An 18,109-nucleotide genomic window follows, 5' to 3' on the forward strand; every position below is an offset into this window, starting at 1 on the left:
CCGGCCCGTGCGTCGTGGTCATGCCCTGCCATCATCCCGCACGGCGACCCGGCGGCGGTGCCGCCGGGTACGCCGTGCGGGTCGACGCCGCGTCGGCTACACGGCCATCGCCGCACGGACGCTCTCCTCGGCGGCCTCGCCGCCCGACCCGCGGCTCGTCACGCGCCCGGACTGGAGGACGACGTAGTCGCGCGCGGCGCCGAGCGCGAACCCGACGTGCTGCTCGACCAGCAGGACCGACAGGCCGCCCGCGTCGGTGAGGGTGAGGATCGCGTCCTCGATCTCGGTGACGACGGACGGCTGGATGCCCTCGGTCGGCTCGTCGAGCACGAGCACGCGCGGGCCGGTGATGAGGGCGCGCGCGATGGCGAGCTGCTGCCGCTGCCCGCCGGACAGGAGCCCGGCCCGTCGGCCGAGGAGCCCGCGCAGCGCCGGGAACAGGTCGAGCGCGTCGTCGAGGCGTCGCGGCCCCTCGCGCGACGTGTCGGCGACGAGCTGGAGGTTCTCGCGCGCCGTGAGGTCGCCGAACGACTGCTGCCCCTGCGGGACGTACGCGAGGCCGCGCCGCACGCGCTGGTGCGTCGGCAGCCGGGTGACGTCCTCGCCGTCGAGCACGACGCTCCCCGACCGGGCCTTGAGCAGCCCGAGCGCGGTCCGCAGGAGCGTCGTCTTGCCGGCGCCGTTGTGCCCCAGCACGGCGGCGACGCCGCCCGCCGGCACCGTGAGGTCGACGCCGTGGAGCACCATGGTCCGGCCGTAGCCCGCATGCAGTCCCGTGAGCTCGAGCATCACGCCTCCTTCTCGTCGGTCGTCGGGGCCGCCGACGTGGGCGCCGCGCCCCGCCGTCGGGCGCCGCGGGTCGCGCCCGCGCTGCCGAGGTAGACCTCCTGCACGCGCGGGTCGGCCTGGACCTCGGCGTACGTGCCCTCGGCGAGCACCTGGCCCAGGTGCAGCACGGTCACGGAGCTCGCGAAGGCCCGGAGGAACTCCATGTCGTGCTCGACGACGACGACCGTCCGCTGGGCGCCGATGCGCTGGAGCAGCTCGCCCGTCTGCTCGCGCTCGGCCTGGCTCATGCCCGCGACGGGCTCGTCGAGCAGCAGCAGCCGCGCGTCCTGGACGAGCAGCATCCCGATCTCGAGCCACTGCTTCTGCCCGTGCGCGAGGATCCCGGCCTGGACGTCGCGCAGGTGCGCGAGCCCGACGGTCTCGAGCGCCTGCTCGACGGCCTCGGGCGTCGACGTACGACGCCGCAGGAGCGCGAGCGGCCCGCGTCCCGCACCCGCCGCGATGTCGAGGTTCTGGAGCACGCTGAGCTCCTCGAACACGCTCGCCGTCTGGAACGTGCGCCCGACGCCGGCCCTCGCGATGCGGTGCGTCTTCCGGCCGAGCAGGTCGACCCCGCCGAACTGCACGGACCCCGACGCCTTGGCGAGACCGGTGATCGCGTCCACGATCGTCGTCTTGCCCGCGCCGTTGGGTCCGATGAGGAACCGGAGGTCGCCGGCGGTGACGGTGAGGTCGACGCCCTGGACGGCGACGAACCCGTCGAACTCGACCCGCAGGCCGCGCACCTCGAGGTAGTCGTGCCGGAACCGCGAGTCGTCGACGCCGAGGACGGACTGCGCCGCCTCGAGGTCGAGCCCGTCGCCCGCGACGCCGGTCTCGAGGATGGCGCCCGCCTCGGGCGCGGGCGCCGTGCCCGACGCCGGCCCGGTCGGTTGCGTGGTCATGCGGTCCTCCCGGAGGTGGCAGGGTCGTGGTCGACGGCGGTCGGCGCCTCGGCCGTCGGGTCACCAGGGTCCGGCTCGCCCGGGCGGCCCCCGGCCGCGGTGCCGCCGTCTGCCGGGTCGGGGGCGCCGCCGTCGGGCACGGTGCCGCCCCGGGAGCGGCGCCACCGCGTGAACAGCTCGGCGAGGCCGCCGGGCAGGAACGCGACGACGAGGATGAAGAGCGCGCCCTGCGCGTAGATCCAGCCGGACGGGAACGTCTCGGACAGGCTCGTCTGCGCCCAGCTCACGGCGATCGACCCGAGCACCGGGCCGAGCAGGGTCGCCCGGCCGCCGATCGCGACGCCGATGAGGAACCCGATCGACGGGACGACTCCCACGTCGGCGGGCGAGATGATGCCGACGATCGGCACGAACAGCGCGCCGCCCACGGCGGCCATGAAGGCGGCGACGGCGTACGCGACGACCTTGACCTTCGCCGGGTCGTAGCCGAGGAACCGGACGCGGTTCTCCTGGTCGCGCACGGCGACGAGCAGCTCGCCGTACCGAGACACCATGAGCTGGCGCGCGATCGCGACCATGACGAGCAGGGCGCCCGCCGCGATGAAGAAGAGCATGCGCTTGTTCACCGGGTCCGCGAGGTCGTACCCGAAGAACGACCGGAAGCCGTTGAGGCCGTTGGTGCCGCCCGTCGTCGCCTGCTGGCCGATGAGCAGGATCGCGAACGCCGCCGCGAGCGCCTGGGAGAGGATCGCGAAGTACGCGCCGCGCACCCGCCGTGTGAAGACCGCGAAGCCGAGCAGCGCCGCGACACCGGCGGGCACGATCGCGATGGCGAGGACCGTCACGACCGGCGACCGGAACGGCTCCCACCAGCCCGGCACCTCGCCCGAGCCGTAGAGCATCATGAAGTCCGGAACCCCGCCCGGCCCCGCGTCGGCAAGCTTGAGGTGCATCGCCATGATGTAGGCACCGAGGCCGAAGAACACGCCCTGACCGAGCGTGAGCATCCCGCCGCGGCCCCACGCGAGGCCGATGCCGACGGCGACCATCGCGAGGCACAGGAACTTGCCGAGCAGGCCGAGGCGGAACGTGGAGAGCGTGGCGGGCGCGACCGCGAACAGCAGGACGGCGGCGAGGGCGAACCCGACGATCACGCGGGCGCGCGAGGAGCGGTACAGGGTGGTGAGCCGGGACGTGCTCCCGGTCGTGGCGGCGCTCATGCGAGGCTCCTCGTCCGGACCGACACGAGGCCCTGGGGTCGCACCTGGAGGAAGACGACGATGACGACGAACACGAGCACCTTGGCGATGCTCGCCGTCGTGGAGTACTCGAAGGTCGCCTGGAGCAGCCCGAGCGCGAACGCGGCGATGACGGTGCCCTTGATCTGGCCGATGCCGCCCGCCACGACGACGAGGAACGCGTCGACGATGTAGCTCGTGCCGAGAGTCGGGCCGATCGACCCGAGGAGCGTGAGCGCGACGCCCGCGATCCCGGCGAGACCGGACCCGATGAAGAACGTCAGGCGGTCCGTCGTCCGCGTGGAGACGCCGCTCGCCTCGGCGAGGTCGCGGTTCTGCACGACGGCGCGGATCCGCCGCCCGAGCGGCGTCACCTTGAGCACGACGGCGAGAGCGACGACCGCGACGAGCGCCAGCGCGAGGATGAACACGCGCGTCTTGGGCACGGCCAGACCGAACAGGTCGACGGCGCCGCTCAGCCACGCCGGGGCGCGCACGTCGACGTTCGGGGCGCCGAACACGTCGCGCGCGACCTGCTGGAGCACGAGCGCGACGCCCCACGTGACGAGGAGCGTGTCGAGCGGTCGCTTGTACATCCGATGGATGAGCGTCGCCTCGAGGAGCAGGCCGAGCAGGCCACCGACGAGGAACCCGAGCGGCAGCGACACGAGCAGCGAGACGCCGGCGTTCCCGACGACCCCCTGCACGACGAACGCCGTGTAGGCGCCCGCCATCATGAACTCGCCGTGCGCCATGTTGATGACGCCCATCTGGCCGAACGTGAGCGCCAGCCCGAGGGCGGCGAGGAGCAGGACCGAGCCGAGGCTCAGCCCCGCGAAGAGCTGCGAGAACAGCACATCCATGGGCGTCGTGCCTTCCGGTGGGTGCGAACAGGAGCCCGCTGAGTGCTGGGTATCTGCCGTCCCGACCCTGCGGCGACGACAGACACCCAGCACTCAGGGGGTCAGGAGAGGCCCTCGGCCCAGTCGTAGCCCTCGAGGTACGGGTCGGGCTCGATCGGCTCGCCCGAGCTCCACTCGGTGTAGATGAGGCCGTCGGGGCCGATCTTGCCGATCAGGGCGGTCTTGGCGATGTGGTGGTTGTCGCCGTTCACGGTGACGGAGCCCTCCGGCGCGTCGAAGGTGACGCCGTCGGCGGCCTCCTGGACGTCGGCGACGTCGAACGACTCGGCCTTCTCGACCATGCCCTTCCAGAGGTAGAGCGAGGTGTACGCCGCCTCCATCGGGTCGGACGTCACGCGGTCGGCGCCGTACTTCGCCTGGAACGCCTCGACGAACGTCGCGTTCTCGGGGCTGTCGATGGTCTGGTAGTAGTTCCAGGCCGTGAGCTGGCCTTCGACGTTCTCGACGCCGACGCCGCCCACCTCCTCCTCGGCGATGGACACCGACACGACGGGCATCGTGTCCGGGCCCAGGCCCGCGTTCTTGTACTCCTTGAAGAACGCGACGTTGGAGTCGCCGTTGAGCGTGTTGAACACGGCGTCGGCGCCGGCGGACTTCACCTTGTTGACGATGGTGGAGAAGTCGGTGTGGCCGAGGGGCGCGTACTCCTCGCCGAGGACCTCGATGCCGTTGGCCTCCGCGTAGGCGTTGATGATCTTGTTCGCCGTGCGCGGGAAGACGTAGTCGGAGCCGACGAGGAAGATCGACTCGACCCCCTGCTCCTTGAGGTAGTCGAGCGCGGGGACGATCTGCTGGTTGGTCGTCGCGCCCGTGTAGAAGATGTTGGGCGACGACTCCAGGCCCTCGTACTGGACCGGGTAGAAGAGCAGCGAGTCCTGGGCCTCGAAGACGGGGAGCATCGCCTTGCGCGACGCGGACGTCCAGCCGCCGAACACCGCGGCGACGCAGTCGCTCGTGATGAGCTTCTCCGCCTTCTCCGCGAAGACGGTGGGCTCGGACTGGCCGTCCTCCTGGACGATCTCGAGCTGCTTGCCGAGCACACCGCCGTCGGCGTTGATCTCCTCGGCGGCGAGGGCGAGCGAGTCGGCAACGGTCTGCTCGGAGATCGCCATGGTGCCGGAGAGCGAGTTGAGGAAGCCGATCTTGACGGTGTCGCCGGAGGTGTCGACGCAGCTCTCGGCGGCGCTGGTCGCGGCGCCCGCACCGTCGCCGGTCTCCGTCTTCGCGCCGCACGCGGTGAGCGTGAGCGCGAGGGCGACGAGAGCGGCGGCCGGGGCGAGACGGGTCGTGGCGCGTGAAGGTGTCACGAGAGTCCTTTCAGCGAGGTTCGCACAGCGGAGTTCTGCGCAGGTTTCTCAGCAGGGGGCCGGCGGCCGCCGGGCAGGCGGTCGCTCGCCGCAGGCACCGGGTACAGGTCTGTATACGTGCATGTGCCCGGGGTGGTGCCCACTGATGTCGACGCTAGTGACGCCGTGTTTCGCCCGATCTGCCCGCCCTGTTAACGGCACGTGTCACACGGTCACGATCCGGTCACGCGCTCGAGAACGTCTCTCGAGGCAGACCCCCGGTAGCGCGAGGTAGAGCCCTGGTCCGCCGAGGTAGAGCCCTGGTCCGCCGAGGTAGAGCCCTGGTCCGCCGAGGTAGAGCCCTGGTCCGCCGAGGTAGAGCCCTGGTCCGCCGAGGTAGAGCCCTGGTCGTGGAGCGTTCCCGAACCTCGTCTCTACCTCGCGGGACCGGAGCTCTACCTCGCGACTACGGTCGTCCCATGCTGCTCCGACCTGCCGAGCCCGACGACGCCGCGCGTCTCGCGCTCGTGCACCACACCGTGTGGCGCGCGACCTACGCCCGCCTCGTGCCCGACACCTTCTGGAAGACGGCCACGCTCGAGGAGCGCACCTCGTCGTGGGAGCGCCGGCTCGCCCCGGAGGCTCCGCCCGGCCGCAGCCAGGTCGTCGTCGCGGAGGTGGACGACGCGGTGGTCGGGTTCGGCATCGGCGGCCCGTCACGGGAGGTGGGCGGCCACGCGCCCGTGCGGGACGTCGAGCTGTACTCGCTGTACGTGCTGCCCGAGCACCACGGGACGGGGACGGGACAGGCCCTGCTCGACGTCGTCGTCCCACCCGGGCCGGCGCAGGTCTGGGTGGCCGAGGAGAACCCTCGCGCACGACGCTTCTACGCGCAACGGGTTCGAACCCGACGACACTCGGCACGCCGACGCCCGCTTCGGCGGGATCGTCGAGATCCGGTTGGTCCGGTAGGGCACGGCCGAGGAGCGCCAGCGCGGGGCGCCGGGTGCAACCTGCTCATCAACCGATGTCGACCAGGGCTCTACCTCGCGCGACCAGGGCTCTACCTCGCGCGACCAGGGCTCTACCTCGGCAGGGGTGGCCGTCAGGCGGCCGGGGCGGTCGCCGTGCGGCGGCGGGCGGTCGCACGCAAGCCGACGGTGAGGAGCCCGGCCGTGAGCGCGACGGCGAGGGCCACGCCGACGAGCCCCGCGACGCCGACGAAGATCCCGCCGGCCTCGCCGTAGTCGGCGAGCGGCATCCCCGCGAACGCGTGGTCGCGCGCCGCGTCGGCGAAGCCGATCGACTCGGCCGTCGCCTCGAGGCCGTCCGGCGTCGCCGCGGCGAACGACGACACGACGACCGCGGCGAGCAGCGCGCCCGACCCGAGCGCGAGCACCGCGCGCCGCACCGCACCCGGCGAGACTGCCGCGCCGGGCGAGGCCACGGCGTCGGGCACGAGGGCGCCGTTCGCCGCAGAGCGAGCCGGGCCCTCGACCGCCGCGACGCCTGGCGCGACGGCGAGCACGAGACCCACGACGCCCGCGGTGATGAGCGCCTCGCCGAGGCCGACGAGCACGTGCACGGAGAGCATCTGACCGACGAGCTCGCCCACCGGGACCGGCACCGTCCCGCCGACGGCGAAGAGCCCGGCGAACACCGCGGCCGAGGCGGGCACGCTCACGAGCGCTCCCACCCCCGCGGCGCCGGCTGCACCGCGGCCGCGCGTCAGGCGCAGGACGCCGCGCGTCGCCGCCCAGCCGACGAGCGTCCCGACCACCGCCATGAGCAGCACGTTCGTGCCCAGCGCGGTGAGACCGCCGTCGGCGAAGACGAGCGCCTGGACGAGCAGCACGAGCGTCACGGACAGCACGCCGAGCCACGGCCCGACGAGCGCGGCCGCGAGCGCCCCGCCCATGAGGTGCCCGCTCGTCCCGGACGCGACGGGATAGTTGAGCATCTGGACGGCGAAGACGAACCCGGTCGTCGCGGCCGTGAGCGCGACGCGACGCGGGGTGAGGTCCTCGCGGGCCCGGTACGCGGCGTAGCTGACGGCGGCGAGGGACACGACGGCGGTCGTCGCCGACGTGGGGTCGTCGAGGAAGTGGTCGGGGACGTGCATGTCAGGCTCCTGTCGTCAGCAGTGTGGTGCGGGATTCGAGAAGGTCGGTGTCCGACGGCGCGGCGTGGGTGGGCAGCGGGTCGTCGGGCAGGTCACCGGCGACGCCACGGGCGGCGCGCACCGCCGTCGTCCAGGCCGCCACGACGGCGTCGATCCCGGCGTCGTGGGTGCTCGGGCCGAGGTGGCGGCCGATCGCGCCGGAGCCGTCGAGGTCGAGCCGCAGCGGTGCGGGCGTGGTGCTCACGGGCCGGTCCGCCGCAAGCGCGACGAGCGGGGCCGGCGGGCGCGTCCCGAGGCACAGCACCGAGTCGACGACGCGCGCGTCGCCGAGGATCCCGGGCAAGGTGCGGCCGTCGTCGAGGTCGAGGTCCTCGACGAAGAGCTCGCGCACCTGCTCCGGTCGAGCAGGATCGCTCCGCCATGCAGGTCCCGACCCGTCCGGTGCTGCGGACTCACCGGTCCGGCCGACACCGCGAGGGTTGCGGGCGACGACGGTCTCCGACAGGTCGACGCGCGTGCGCGACCGCAGACGGCCTCCCATCTCGCCCGTACGGCCCAGGACGAGCGTCTCGCGCAGCAGCGCGACGCCCGGCTCACGCTGCGCGGCGCCGGCGGCGAGCGCCACGCGCGTGGTGCGCTCGACGTCGGCCCCGTCCGCCACGACGAACGGCAGCGCGTCCCACACGAGGAGCCCGCCGGCGTCGACCCGCACGTCCACGTCCCACGACGCCGACCGGCCGCGTCCGGCGTACGCGACGGTGCCCGACACCTCGACGAGCTCGAGCTCGACGCCCTCCCCCACGTGCACCTCGACCCGCACGCGGTCGCCCCCGAGGAGCAGCGCGCGCGTCGCGACGAGCGCGACCCGGGCCATGCCCGGCCCCGTGGACAGGACGCGCGGGCTGAGCGCGCCGGGGCGCAGGTCGCACCGCACGCGACCCACCTCCCGGTACGCGCCGACACGCGTCACGTCGTCCATCCGCGCCTCGTCGCCCCGGGCCTCAGTCGCGCCCGACGGCGGCCACCGGCTCGGCGGCCGCGTCGCCGTGCTCGTCGGCGTGGGGGTGGTCGTGCCCGTGGGCGTGCGACGCGTCGCCCACCTCGTGCGTGTGGAGGAAGCCGTTGCCTTCCTCGTCCGCGTGGAAGTGCGGCGCCATCGGACCCGGGTCCTGCGGCACGTGCGCGCCCGCGCGGTGCGCCGCGAGCAGCGTCTGCACCCACGTGGTGAGCGCGTCGATCGACTCGCGGTCGAGGCGCGAGAGGGCGAGCACCGGGGCGCCGTCGCGCGCGGCCGTCGCGTCGAGGACCATCCGGGGGACGTCCACCCCGACGTACGGCGCGAGGTCGGTCTTGTTGACGACGAGCAGGTCGGCCCGGGCGATGCCCGGCCCGCCCTTGCGCGCGACGTCGCCGCCGCCCGCGACGTCGAGCACGAAGATCTGGGCGTCGACGAGCGCGGGCGAGAACGTGGCGGTGAGGTTGTCGCCGCCCGACTCGACGAGCACGACGTCGAGCGGCGCGAAGTCCTCCTCGAGGTCCTCGACGGCGAGCAGGTTGGCGGTCACGTCGTCGCGGATCGCGGTGTGCGGGCACGCGCCGGTCTCGACCGCGCGGATGCGCTCGGGGTCGAGCACGCCCGCGGAGCGCAGGAAGCGCGCGTCCTCGTCGGTGTAGATGTCGTTCGTGATGACGCCGAGCTGCAGCACGCCGGACAGCTCGCGGCACAGGAGCGCGATGAGCGAGCTCTTGCCCGTGCCGACAGGACCGGCGACGCCGAGGCGCAGGGACCGGGTGGAGCGGGCGTCGGGAGTGTTCTCAGGCAGGTTGTCAGGCACTGAACAGCCTCTCGGTGGTGCGGGCGTGGATCTCGGCCCACTGCTCGACGAGCGGTGCGCCGTGCGCAGGGATCGCGCGGGGGTCGGTCAGGTAGGCGACGTCGCGGGCGAGCGCGTCGATCGCGGGCTGGGCGGAAACGACCCAGCCCGTCGCGACGACCGGGTCGACGGGCTCGAGCTTGAGCGTCGCGGCCGCGACGGTCTGCACGTCCTCGTACCCGACGAGGCGCGCGACCTGGAGCGCGGACAGGCCCGCGCACGCGGCGGTCACGCCGAGCACCACCGGTCGCGGGGGTTGCGGCGCCCTGCGGCCCGTCGCCGCCGGACCACCCGGGCCGGGCCCGGTGCCCGACGGCGCCCGCTCGGCCGACGTGGCGCCCGCGCCCGGGGCGGGCACCCCGCCCGTGCGGCGCGCGTCGGCGACGAGCACCGCCGCCGCGTCCAGCGCGGCGACCGCGGGACGCCCGGCCCACAGCCGGCGCAGGAGCCGCAGATAGCCGCGGCCGAGCCGCTGCGACGTCTCGCGCAGGGCGGGCGACGGCGTCCGGGCCGTCCAGGCGAGCCACGTGTCGGCGAGGTCGCGCGCCGCGGACGCGACGCCGTCGGGCCCACCGGCGGACGGCGCGTCACCCGCGGGGCGCGACCCCGCGCCGTCGGGCCCGGGACCAGCCGCAAGCGAGACGTGGCGCGCGACGACCGCCGTGGCCGCCTCGACGCGCGTGACCGTGGCGAGGCGCGCGCGCACGTAGTCGGGCACGCGCGCCGCGGGCATGCCCGCACGCAGCGCGGGCTCGAGGCCCGCGGACTGCGTGTGCCCGCCGGTGGGCAGGCGCGCGTCGGCGAGCAGCGCGAGCATGAGCTCCGCGCGCCCCTCCGCGTCGACCTCCGGCGTCTCGCTCATGGCTCAGAACAGCGAGTAGAGCTGCGCGAGCGGCAGCCGGTCGGCGGGCGCGGGGACGACGAGCTCGCCGTCGACCTCGATGGCGAACGACTCCGGGTCGATGTCGATCCGCGGGAGGTAGTCGTTGTTCTTCATCTGCGCCTTCCCGACGCCGCGCGTGTCCGCGACCGGGAGGAGCTGGCGGGCGAGCCCGAGCCGCTCCTCCAGGCCGTCGTCGAGCGCGGCGGGCGAGACGAACGACATGGAGACGTCGGCCCCGATGGCGTCGGCGAGCGCCGGGCGCATGAGCACGGGCTGCGGCGACGGGATGGACGCGTTCGGGTCGCCCAGCGCGCCCCACACGAGCGCGCCGCCCTTCATGACGACGCTCGGCCGGACGCCGAAGAGCTTGGGCTCCCACAGCACGAGGTCCGCGACCTTGCCCGGCTCGACCGATCCCACGTACGCGTCGATCCCGTGCGCGACGGCCGGGTTGATCGTGTACTTGGCGACGTACCGGCGAGCGCGCAGGTTGTCCGCCGGCAGCTCCGGCCCGCGCGCCCCGCCCGGGCGCGCGCCGCGGCGCGCCTTCATGACGTGCGCGACCTGCCACGTGCGCGTGACGACCTCGCCGATGCGGCCCATGGCCTGCGCGTCGGACGACGTGATGGACATGGCGCCGAGGTCGTGGAGCACGTCCTCGGCGGCGATCGTCGTGCCGCGGATGCGCGACTCGGCGAACGCGAGGTCCTCCGCGACCTGCGGGTTGAGGTGGTGGCACACCATGAGCATGTCGAGGTGCTCGGCGACGGTGTTGACGGTGTGCGGGAGGGTCGGGTTGGTCGAGCCGGGGATGACGTTCGGGTGGCTCGCGACGGTGAGGATGTCCGGCGCGTGGCCGCCGCCCGCGCCCTCGGCGTGGAACGCGTGGATCGAGCGTCCGCCGATCGCGCGCAGCGTCGACTCGACGAACCCGGCCTCGTTGAGCGAGTCCGAGTGCAGCGCGACCTGGAGCCCCCAGTCGTCGGCGGCGCGCAGCGCGGCGTCGATCGCGGCGGGCGTCGACCCCCAGTCCTCGTGGACCTTGTAGCCACCCGCGCCCGCCATGGCCTGCTCGCGCAGGCCCTCGGCGCTCACCGTGTTGCCCTTGGCGAGCAGCAGGACGTTCACGGGGAGCCGGTCGAGCGAGCGGTGGATCGCCTCGAGGTGCCACGCCCCCGGCGTGACGGTCGTGGCCTTGGTGCCCTCGCTCGGCCCGGTGCCGCCACCCGCGACGGTCGTGATGCCGGTGGCGAGCGCCTCGACCACCTGGGACGGCGAGATGAGGTGCACGTGCGAGTCGATGCCGCCCGCGGTGAGGATCTTGCCCTCGCCGCTCACGACGTCCGTGCTCGGCCCGATGTGCAGGTCCGGGTGCACCCCGTCGGCGACGTCGGGGTTGCCCGCGCGCCCGAGCGCGACGATCCGCCCGTCCCGGATCCCGACGTCCGCCTTGACGATCCCCCACCAGTCGAGCACGACCGCGTTCGTGATCACCGTGTCGAGCGCGCCCTCGGCGCGGGTCGTGGACCCCTGCGCCATCGACTCGCGGATCGACTTGCCGCCGCCGAAGACGACCTCCTCGCCCCCGAACGTGCGGTCCTCCTCGACCTCGATCCACAGGTCGGTGTCGCCGAGGCGCACCTGGTCGCCCGTCGTCGGGCCGTACAGCGCGACGTAGCGCTCGCGCGAGATCGCGACCATGCGTCAGTCCTCCTCGGGGGTGGTCGTGCCCGACGACGACAGGTCGCCCGGGGCCGTCGTCCTGCCCGGGCCCGCGGGCACCTCGGGCGGCGTCGACACGCGGTCCAGCGCGCCGCCGTCGGGCTTGCCGCGCTGGAGCCCGGGGACGCGGCGTCGGCCCCGGAGGGCGACGGCCTCGACCTGCGCCGACGCGCCGGGCTCGAAGCGACGCGACGTGCCGGACGGGACGTCGAGCCGGAAGCCGTGCGCGGCGTCCCGGTCGAACGAGAGCGCGGCGTTGGCGTCGGGGAGGTGCAGGTGGGAGCCGATCTGGACCGGGCGGTCTCCGGTGTTCGTCACGACCAGCGTGACGCGCTCGTCGTCGGTGCGGTCGGCGTTGAGGACGACGGGGACGTCCTCGGTGCCGCGCTTGAGCCGGATCGCTCCGGGTCCGCTCGTGCTGATGCCTGCCATGGGTCGCCTCGTTCTCGCTGCGTCTCGTGCGTGCGCCGGACCGGGCCGGCTCAGGCGATCGGCTGGTGGATGGTGACGAGCTTTCGCCCGTCGGGGAACGTCGCCTCGACCTGGACGTCGGGCAGCATCTCCGCGACCCCGTCCATGACCTCGTCGCGGCCGAGCACCTCGCGACCGGAGACCATGAGCTCCTCGACGCCCGCCCCCTCTCGAGCGCGCTCGATCACCCACGTGGTGAGCAGGGCGACCGTCTCGGGGTAGTTGAGCAGCACGCCGCGCTCGCGCCGGTCGCGCGCGACCATGCCCGCGACGGCGAGCAGCAGCTTCTCGGTGTCCGCGGGTGTCAGGTGCATGGCGGCGATCCTGCCGCGTGTTCGTTTCCGGCGTGTATACACCGCGTTATACGTCCGTGTACCGGGACTCCCCGGGCACGACGAAGGCCGCCGACCGGGAGAACCCGACCGACGGCCTTCGATGTCCTGCGACCTCCCGGACCAGTCCGGGAGAGGGTCAGGCGTGGATCAGAAGTCCATGCCGCCCATGCCACCGTCGCCACCGGGGACGGCCGGAGCCTTCTCCGGCTTGTCGGCGACGACGGCCTCGGTCGTGAGGAAGAGCGCCGCGATGGAGGCGGCGTTCTGCAGCGCGGAGCGCGTGACCTTGACCGGGTCGTTCACGCCGGCGGCGAGGAGGTCCTCGTACACACCGGTCGCGGCGTTGAGGCCCTGGCCGGACGGGAGGTTGCGCACCTTCTCCGCGACGACGCCACCCTCGAGGCCCGCGTTGACGGCGATCTGCTTGAGCGGGGCGTCGATCGCGGCGCGCACGATCTGCGCACCGGTCGCCTCGTCACCCTCGAGCTCGAGCTTCTCGAACGCCACGGCACCGGCCTGGATGAGCGCGACGCCACCACCGGCGACGATGCCCTCCTCGACGGCCGCCTTCGCGTTGCGGACGGCGTCCTCGATGCGGTGCTTGCGCTCCTTGAGCTCGACCTCCGTCGCGGCACCCGCCTTGATGACGGCCACGCCGCCGGCGAGCTTCGCGAGGCGCTCCTGGAGCTTCTCGCGGTCGTAGTCGGAGTCCGACTTCTCGATCTCGCCACGGATCTGGTTGACGCGACCCTGGATCAGGTCGGCGTCGCCCGCACCCTCGACGATCGTGGTCTCGTCCTTGGTGACGACGACCTTGCGCGCCTGGCCGAGCAGGTCCAGCGTCGCGTTCTCGAGCTTGAGGCCCACCGTCTCGGTGATGACCTGGCCGCCGGTGAGGATCGCGATGTCCTGGAGCATGGCCTTGCGGCGGTCGCCGAAGCCCGGAGCCTTGACGGCGACGGACTTGAACGTGCCACGGATCTTGTTGAGCACCAGGGTCGCGAGCGCCTCGCCCTCGACGTCCTCGGCGATGATGAGGAGCGAGCGGCCGGCCTTCATGACCTGGTCGAGGACCGGGAGCAGGTCCTTCACGTTCGAGATCTTGGACTCGACGATGAGGACGTACGGGTCCTCGAGCACGGCCTCCTGGCGCTCGGGGTCCGTCTCGAAGTAGCGCGCGAGGAAGCCCTTGTCGAAGCGCATGCCCTCGGTGAGCTCGAGCTCGAGGCCGAACGTGTTCGACTCCTCGACCGTGATGACGCCCTCCTTGCCCACCTTGTCGAGGGCCTCGGCGATGAGCTCGCCGATCGCGGGGTCGCCGGCGGAGATGGCGGCCGTGGCGGCGATCTCCTCCTTGGTCTCGATCTCCTTGGCGGCGTTGAGCAGCTGCTCGGTCACCGCGTCGACGGCCTTCTCGATGCCGCGCTTGACGGCGATCGGGTTGGCGCCGGCCGCGACGACGCGCAGGCCCTCGCGCACGAGCGCCTGGGCGAGCACGGTCGCGGTGGTGGTGCCGTCACCCGCGACGTCGTCGGTCTTCTTGGCGACCTCCTTGACGAGCTCCGCACCGATCTTCTCGTACGGGTCCTCGAGCTCGATCTCCTTGGCGATGGAGACGCCGTCGTTCGTGATGGTCGGCGCGCCCCACTTCTTGTCGAGCACGACGTTGCGGCCCTTGGGGCCGAGGGTGACCTTGACGGTGTCGGCGAGGGCGTTGAGCCCGCGCTCCATGCTCCGACGAGCCTCCTCGTCGAAGGCGATGATCTTGGCCATGGGGAATGATCCTCCGCTGGTGGCGTATGGCGGTCGGCCGGCGCCCGCGACGGACGGCCCGCGACGGGCGGCGTTCATGTCACGCCGCCGGGGCGGGCCTCACCTGTCGACCTGGTGTGGTGCGCCGCACCCGCGGTGAGCGGCTGCCTGCGCTGGTCACTTCTGTCACTCTCATGACGAGAGTGCTAACGCCATTATTGGCACTCGCAGGGGGCGAGTGCAAGACAGCCCGCCACGGCCCTCCCCCGTATCGCGACGGGCGAAACCCGCCGTGCCTCGCGATCCCCCTAGGATGCGCGGTGTGATCCGCGCAACACCGTCGTGGCGCCTCGCAGCAGCCCTGGCCGGCTGCGTGCTGGTCCCTGCCCTCGGCCTCACCGCCGCGACCGCCGTCGCCGCCCCCACGGGCGAGCACATCGACCTGTACCAGGACGGCGTGGCCGTCACGACCGCACCCGGCGGCGGCACCGCGCTCCTGCGCCTCGCCCCCGGTGCCGGGGCGACCTACCTCCCCGGCAGCCGCGTGCTCGACCCGACGACCCTCGACCCGGTCGCGCTCGCCGCGGGCGTCGACCCCGCGGACGGCGAGGCGAACCGGCTCGCGCAGGTCGCGGGTGCCCGGCTCGACGCGTCGGCGCTCCTCGACCCCGCACGGGCGCAGGACGCCGCCGCCGCGGCGCGCGCGTGGCTCGCGTCCGGCGTCGTCCCCGGGGTGGACGGCCCGTTCGCCGCGCTCGGCGAGGCCGCGCTCCTCGACCTGCGCGCCCTCACCCTCGACGACGGCGCCGCGCTCGCCGCCGCCTCTCCCAAGTGGCGCTACGTGTGGCCGCGCGACGCGTCGTTCACCGCCGCGGCGTTCGCGCGCACCGGGCACGTCGACGACGCACGGGACGTCCTCGGCTTCCTCGCCCGCGTCCAGGAGGACGACGGGTCGTTCCACGCCCGCTACCTGCCCGACGGCTCGGGCGTGCCCGACGACCGCGGCCTCCAGTCCGACGGCGTCGGCTGGGTCCTGTGGGCGGCCGACGTCGTGCTCGAGGAGACGCCTGCCGCCGAGCGGCGCGAGGTCGCCGCGGAGCTGCGGCCCCTCGTCGACGCCGCGACCGACCACGCGCTCTCGCTCGTCGACGGCGAGGACCCGCTGCCCCCGCCGTCGAGCGACTACTGGGAGGTCGAGCCGACCGCGCTCACCCTCGGGACCGCCGGGCCCCTGCTCGCCGGGCTCGAGGCCGCGGCGGACGTCTACGCCGCCGCAGGCGACACGGTCCGGGCCACCGACGCGACGCTCGGCGCCGCACGGCTGCGCATGGCCGTCGAGCGGTCGTTCGGGTCGCAGGGCTACCCGCGCCACGTCACCGGCGGCGCGCGCGACGCGTCCACCGCGTTCGTCCTGCCCCCGTTCCAGCCCGAGCCGCTCGCGGGCGCGGACGTCGCGTGGCGCGCGTCCGTCACCGAGATGCTGCGCCCCGCCGGAGGGCTCGCTCCCGGGGCGGGCTGGCGCGAGGACGGCATCTCCTGGACTCCGCAGACGACGCTCTACGCGCTCACCGCCGCGTCGTCGTCCGAGCCCGAGGACGTCGCGGACGCCGAGGAGTGGCTGCGGTGGGTCGACGACCACCGCACCGCGTCGGGCGCGATCCCGGAGAAGGTCCTCGCGGACGGGTCGCCGGCCGCCGTCGCACCGCTGTCGTGGAGCTCTGCGCTCGTCGTGCTCGCGCTCGTCGAGCTCGACACGACCACCGCCACCCCGGCGAGGTAGAGGCGTGGTCAGGCGAGGTAGAGGCGTGGTCAGGCGAGGTAGAGGCGTGGTCGCCCGCGGTCGAGGCGTGGTCGCGCACCGCGAGCGCTACCTGGCGCCCACACCCGACGTCGGCGCCAGATCGGGCTCCGCGCGGACGTCGAACTCCCGGCGCAGCACGCGCCGCGCGGCGTACCAGCCGCCGAGCCCGTGCACGCCCGGCCCGGGCGGCGTGGAGGCCGAGCACAGGTACACGCCCTCGAGCCCGACGGCGTACGGGTCGAGCCGGGGCGTCGGACGCGCGACCATCTGCCACATGCTCACCGCGCCGCCCGCGATGTCGCCGCCCACGTAGCTCTCGTCGTGCGCGGCCATCTCCGCGGCGGGCACGCAGCGGGACGCGACGACGAGGTCCCGGACCCCCGGGGCGAACCGTTCGAGCTGACCGAGGACGTCCTCGGTCACGTCGCGCGTCGAGCCGGCGGGCACGTGCGCGTACGTCCACAGCGGCCGCAGGCCGTCCGCCTCGCGCGCCGGGTCGACGACGGTCGGGTCGCTCGCGAGCATCATCGGCCGCACCGCGTGCCGGCCGGCCGCGACGTCCGCCTCCGCGCGCGCCATCTCGCCGCGCGTGCCGCCGACGTGCACCGTCCCGGCACGCCCCACCTCCGGGTCCGCCCACGGGACCGACCCGGAGAGCACGAGGTCGACCTTCGCGGCCGCGTCGCCGTGCCGGAAGCTGCGCAGGGCCCACTCCGTGCGCGGCGACAGGCGGTCGGTGAACACGTCCGCGACGACGCGCGGGGCCGTGTCGAACACGTAGGCCCGAGCCCGCGGCAGGTCGGCGCGCGTGCCGACGCGGTGACCCGTGACGACCTCGCCGCCGTGCGCCCGCAGGTCGTCCAGGAGTGCCGCGACGATCGCGCCCGACCCACCCTTCGGCAACGGCCAGCCCCCGGGCGCATGGCCGAGCGAGGCCAGCAGGAGCGCCGTCCCGGCGGCGGCCAGCGACGGCAGGCGGGCGATCGCGTGCGCCGCGACGCCCGTGAGGAGCGCCCCCGCCTCCTCGGTGCGGAACCGCCGCGTCCAGGCCGCGCTCCCCTGCTCGAGGACCGCCGCACCGAACCGGGCCGCCGCCCCGGCACCGCTCGGCGTCAGCACCCGGCCCGGCACCGACCGCTTGTCACCCAGGGCGACCGCGACGACGTCGCGCCAGCCGTCGGAGAGCGGGCCGAGCAGCGCGCGCCAGGCGGCGCCGTCGACGCCGAGGCGCTCCACCGTGCGGTCGAGGTCGTGGTACGCGATGCCCGCGCGGCCGCCGTCGAGCGGCTGCGCGTACGACACCTCGGGCACGAGCAGCTCCACGCCGCGCGCGCCCAGGTCGAACGCCTCGAAGAACGGCGACGCCCACGCCATCGGGTGCACGGCCGAGCACACGTCGTGCACGACCCCGTCCGCGAGGCCGAGGTCGAGCGTGCGCGCGCCGCCGCCGATCGTCGGCTGCGCCTCCAGGACGCGCACGGCGAGACCGGCACGTGCGAGGGTCACGGCGGCGGCCAGCCCGTTGGGGCCCGAACCGACGACGACGGCGTCGAGGTTCTCCGTCACGCGACCCTCGCGAGCGGCGTCAGAGCGGCCGCACCTGCTCGGCCTGCGGGCCCTTGGTGCCCTGGCCGAGCTCGAACTCGACCTCCTGGCCCTCGTCGAGCGTGCGGTAGCCGTCGGTCTGGATCGCGCTGAAGTGCACGAAGAGGTCCTGTCCGCCGGCCGCGGGCGTGATGAACCCGTAGCCCTTCTCGGAGTTGAACCACTTCACGGTGCCCTGAGCCATTGACGTTCTCCTCGTGCATCGTCGCCCGCGAGGCGACCCCCGCCCCGTGGTAGCCCGAGCCTAGCCCGCCCGTGGCCCGCACGGAAGGTCGGACGCGCGAGGCGACGCAGGCACGGACCCCGGCGAACGAGCAGGTCACACGGGTGAGGCCCTGACCCGAGCGAGGCCCCGTCCCCAGGA

Annotated in this window: 16 protein-coding genes and 1 pseudogene; 2 read left to right on the forward strand and 15 right to left on the reverse strand. The window is 74.0% G+C overall.

Features of this window, described 5'->3' with window-relative positions; translation table 11 throughout:
• Positions 1-96 precede the first annotated feature (96 nt).
• The 5 genes from urtE to urtA form a co-directional block, all read right to left on the reverse strand.
• Positions 97-789, reverse strand: a complete 693-nt coding sequence (gene urtE, locus AC6CH9_RS18945; protein WP_472865646.1) for an urea ABC transporter ATP-binding subunit UrtE — start codon at positions 787-789, stop codon at positions 97-99.
• Complete coding sequence (urtD, locus tag AC6CH9_RS18950; RefSeq protein WP_498156283.1) at positions 789-1,733, reverse strand: urea ABC transporter ATP-binding protein UrtD; 945 nt, start codon at positions 1,731-1,733, stop codon at positions 789-791. Before urtD ends, urtE begins: the two co-directional genes overlap by 1 nt.
• Positions 1,730-2,953, reverse strand: coding sequence for an urea ABC transporter permease subunit UrtC (urtC, locus tag AC6CH9_RS18955; protein WP_498156284.1), 1,224 nt, complete (start codon positions 2,951-2,953; stop codon positions 1,730-1,732). Before urtC ends, urtD begins: the two co-directional genes overlap by 4 nt.
• On the reverse strand, positions 2,950-3,834 hold the full coding sequence (gene urtB / locus AC6CH9_RS18960) for an urea ABC transporter permease subunit UrtB (RefSeq protein ID WP_498156285.1): 885 nt from the start codon (positions 3,832-3,834) through the stop codon (positions 2,950-2,952). Before urtB ends, urtC begins: the two co-directional genes overlap by 4 nt.
• 101 nt (positions 3,835-3,935) lie before the next feature.
• Entirely contained in the window at positions 3,936-5,201 is a 1,266-nt protein-coding gene (urtA, locus tag AC6CH9_RS18965; protein ID WP_237840182.1) for an urea ABC transporter substrate-binding protein, read from the reverse strand.
• A 458-nt stretch (positions 5,202-5,659) separates the two neighbouring features.
• On the opposite strand from urtA, the pseudogene AC6CH9_RS18970 reads away from it, so the two are divergent.
• Positions 5,660-6,016, forward strand: a pseudogene (locus AC6CH9_RS18970) (GNAT family N-acetyltransferase); the annotation flags it as partial.
• A 269-nt stretch (positions 6,017-6,285) separates the two neighbouring features.
• Here AC6CH9_RS18970 and AC6CH9_RS18975 read toward each other — a convergent pair.
• From AC6CH9_RS18975 to groL, 8 genes are all read right to left on the reverse strand, one after another.
• Positions 6,286-7,302 carry an energy-coupling factor ABC transporter permease gene (locus AC6CH9_RS18975; RefSeq protein ID WP_498156286.1) on the reverse strand — a complete coding sequence of 339 codons (1,017 nt, stop codon included), beginning with the start codon at positions 7,300-7,302 and terminating at the stop codon, positions 6,286-6,288.
• Between the two features lies 1 nt (position 7,303).
• Entirely contained in the window at positions 7,304-8,281 is a 978-nt protein-coding gene (locus AC6CH9_RS18980) for an urease accessory protein UreD (protein ID WP_498156287.1), read from the reverse strand.
• Between the two features lie 22 nt (positions 8,282-8,303).
• On the reverse strand, positions 8,304-9,137 hold the full coding sequence (gene ureG, locus AC6CH9_RS18985) for an urease accessory protein UreG (RefSeq protein ID WP_498156288.1): 834 nt from the start codon (positions 9,135-9,137) through the stop codon (positions 8,304-8,306).
• Positions 9,130-10,038, reverse strand: coding sequence for an urease accessory UreF family protein (locus AC6CH9_RS18990; RefSeq protein WP_498156289.1), 909 nt, complete (start codon positions 10,036-10,038; stop codon positions 9,130-9,132). Before AC6CH9_RS18990 ends, ureG begins: the two co-directional genes overlap by 8 nt.
• Before the next feature lie 3 nt (positions 10,039-10,041).
• Positions 10,042-11,760 carry an urease subunit alpha gene (locus AC6CH9_RS18995; protein ID WP_498156290.1) on the reverse strand — a complete coding sequence of 573 codons (1,719 nt, stop codon included), beginning with the start codon at positions 11,758-11,760 and terminating at the stop codon, positions 10,042-10,044.
• A gap of 3 nt (positions 11,761-11,763) precedes the next feature.
• Positions 11,764-12,213, reverse strand: a complete 450-nt coding sequence (ureB, locus tag AC6CH9_RS19000; RefSeq protein WP_498156291.1) for an urease subunit beta — start codon at positions 12,211-12,213, stop codon at positions 11,764-11,766.
• 50 nt (positions 12,214-12,263) lie between these two features.
• Positions 12,264-12,566, reverse strand: coding sequence for an urease subunit gamma (locus tag AC6CH9_RS19005; protein WP_047232401.1), 303 nt, complete (start codon positions 12,564-12,566; stop codon positions 12,264-12,266).
• A 168-nt stretch (positions 12,567-12,734) separates the two neighbouring features.
• Positions 12,735-14,360: a chaperonin GroEL gene (gene groL, locus AC6CH9_RS19010; protein ID WP_047232400.1), complete on the reverse strand. Its 1,626-nt coding sequence runs from the start codon at positions 14,358-14,360 to the stop codon at positions 12,735-12,737.
• A gap of 292 nt (positions 14,361-14,652) precedes the next feature.
• Between groL and AC6CH9_RS19015 the strand changes: the two genes are divergently transcribed.
• Entirely contained in the window at positions 14,653-16,119 is a 1,467-nt protein-coding gene (locus AC6CH9_RS19015) for a glycoside hydrolase family 15 (protein ID WP_498156292.1), read from the forward strand.
• An 87-nt stretch (positions 16,120-16,206) separates the two neighbouring features.
• Here AC6CH9_RS19015 and AC6CH9_RS19020 read toward each other — a convergent pair whose 3' ends face one another.
• Together AC6CH9_RS19020 and AC6CH9_RS19025 are read right to left on the reverse strand one after the other, a co-directional pair.
• A complete protein-coding gene (locus AC6CH9_RS19020; RefSeq protein ID WP_498156293.1) occupies positions 16,207-17,706 on the reverse strand; it encodes a phytoene desaturase family protein in 1,500 nt (499 codons plus the stop codon).
• 19 nt (positions 17,707-17,725) lie between these two features.
• The gene (locus AC6CH9_RS19025; protein ID WP_047232397.1) at positions 17,726-17,929 is read right to left on the reverse strand and encodes a cold-shock protein; all 204 of its coding nucleotides are present in this window, start codon (positions 17,927-17,929) and stop codon (positions 17,726-17,728) included.
• Positions 17,930-18,109: the final 180 nt, after the last annotated feature.

The sequence above is a fragment of the Cellulosimicrobium sp. GQ32 genome, assembly GCF_059758455.1.

Excerpts from the sequence above, each read along its gene's own strand:
- ureB (WP_498156291.1), bottom strand. The coding sequence starts at position 12,213 with ATGGCAGGCATCAGCACGAGCGGACCCGGAGCGATCCGGCTCAAGCGC.
- AC6CH9_RS18980 (WP_498156287.1), bottom strand. The coding sequence starts at position 8,281 with ATGGACGACGTGACGCGTGTCGGCGCGTACCGGGAGGTGGGTCGCGTG.
- AC6CH9_RS18995 (WP_498156290.1), bottom strand. The coding sequence starts at position 11,760 with ATGGTCGCGATCTCGCGCGAGCGCTACGTCGCGCTGTACGGCCCGACG.
- urtB (WP_498156285.1), bottom strand. The coding sequence starts at position 3,834 with ATGGATGTGCTGTTCTCGCAGCTCTTCGCGGGGCTGAGCCTCGGCTCG.
- urtD (WP_498156283.1), bottom strand. The coding sequence starts at position 1,733 with ATGACCACGCAACCGACCGGGCCGGCGTCGGGCACGGCGCCCGCGCCC.
- AC6CH9_RS18990 (WP_498156289.1), bottom strand. The coding sequence starts at position 10,038 with ATGAGCGAGACGCCGGAGGTCGACGCGGAGGGGCGCGCGGAGCTCATG.
- AC6CH9_RS18975 (WP_498156286.1), bottom strand. The coding sequence starts at position 7,302 with ATGCACGTCCCCGACCACTTCCTCGACGACCCCACGTCGGCGACGACC.
- AC6CH9_RS19005 (WP_047232401.1), bottom strand. The coding sequence starts at position 12,566 with ATGCACCTGACACCCGCGGACACCGAGAAGCTGCTGCTCGCCGTCGCG.
- urtE (WP_472865646.1), bottom strand. The coding sequence starts at position 789 with ATGCTCGAGCTCACGGGACTGCATGCGGGCTACGGCCGGACCATGGTG.
- AC6CH9_RS19025 (WP_047232397.1), bottom strand. The coding sequence starts at position 17,929 with ATGGCTCAGGGCACCGTGAAGTGGTTCAACTCCGAGAAGGGCTACGGG.
- groL (WP_047232400.1), bottom strand. The coding sequence starts at position 14,360 with ATGGCCAAGATCATCGCCTTCGACGAGGAGGCTCGTCGGAGCATGGAG.
- AC6CH9_RS19015 (WP_498156292.1), top strand. The coding sequence starts at position 14,653 with ATGCGCGGTGTGATCCGCGCAACACCGTCGTGGCGCCTCGCAGCAGCC.
- urtC (WP_498156284.1), bottom strand. The coding sequence starts at position 2,953 with ATGAGCGCCGCCACGACCGGGAGCACGTCCCGGCTCACCACCCTGTAC.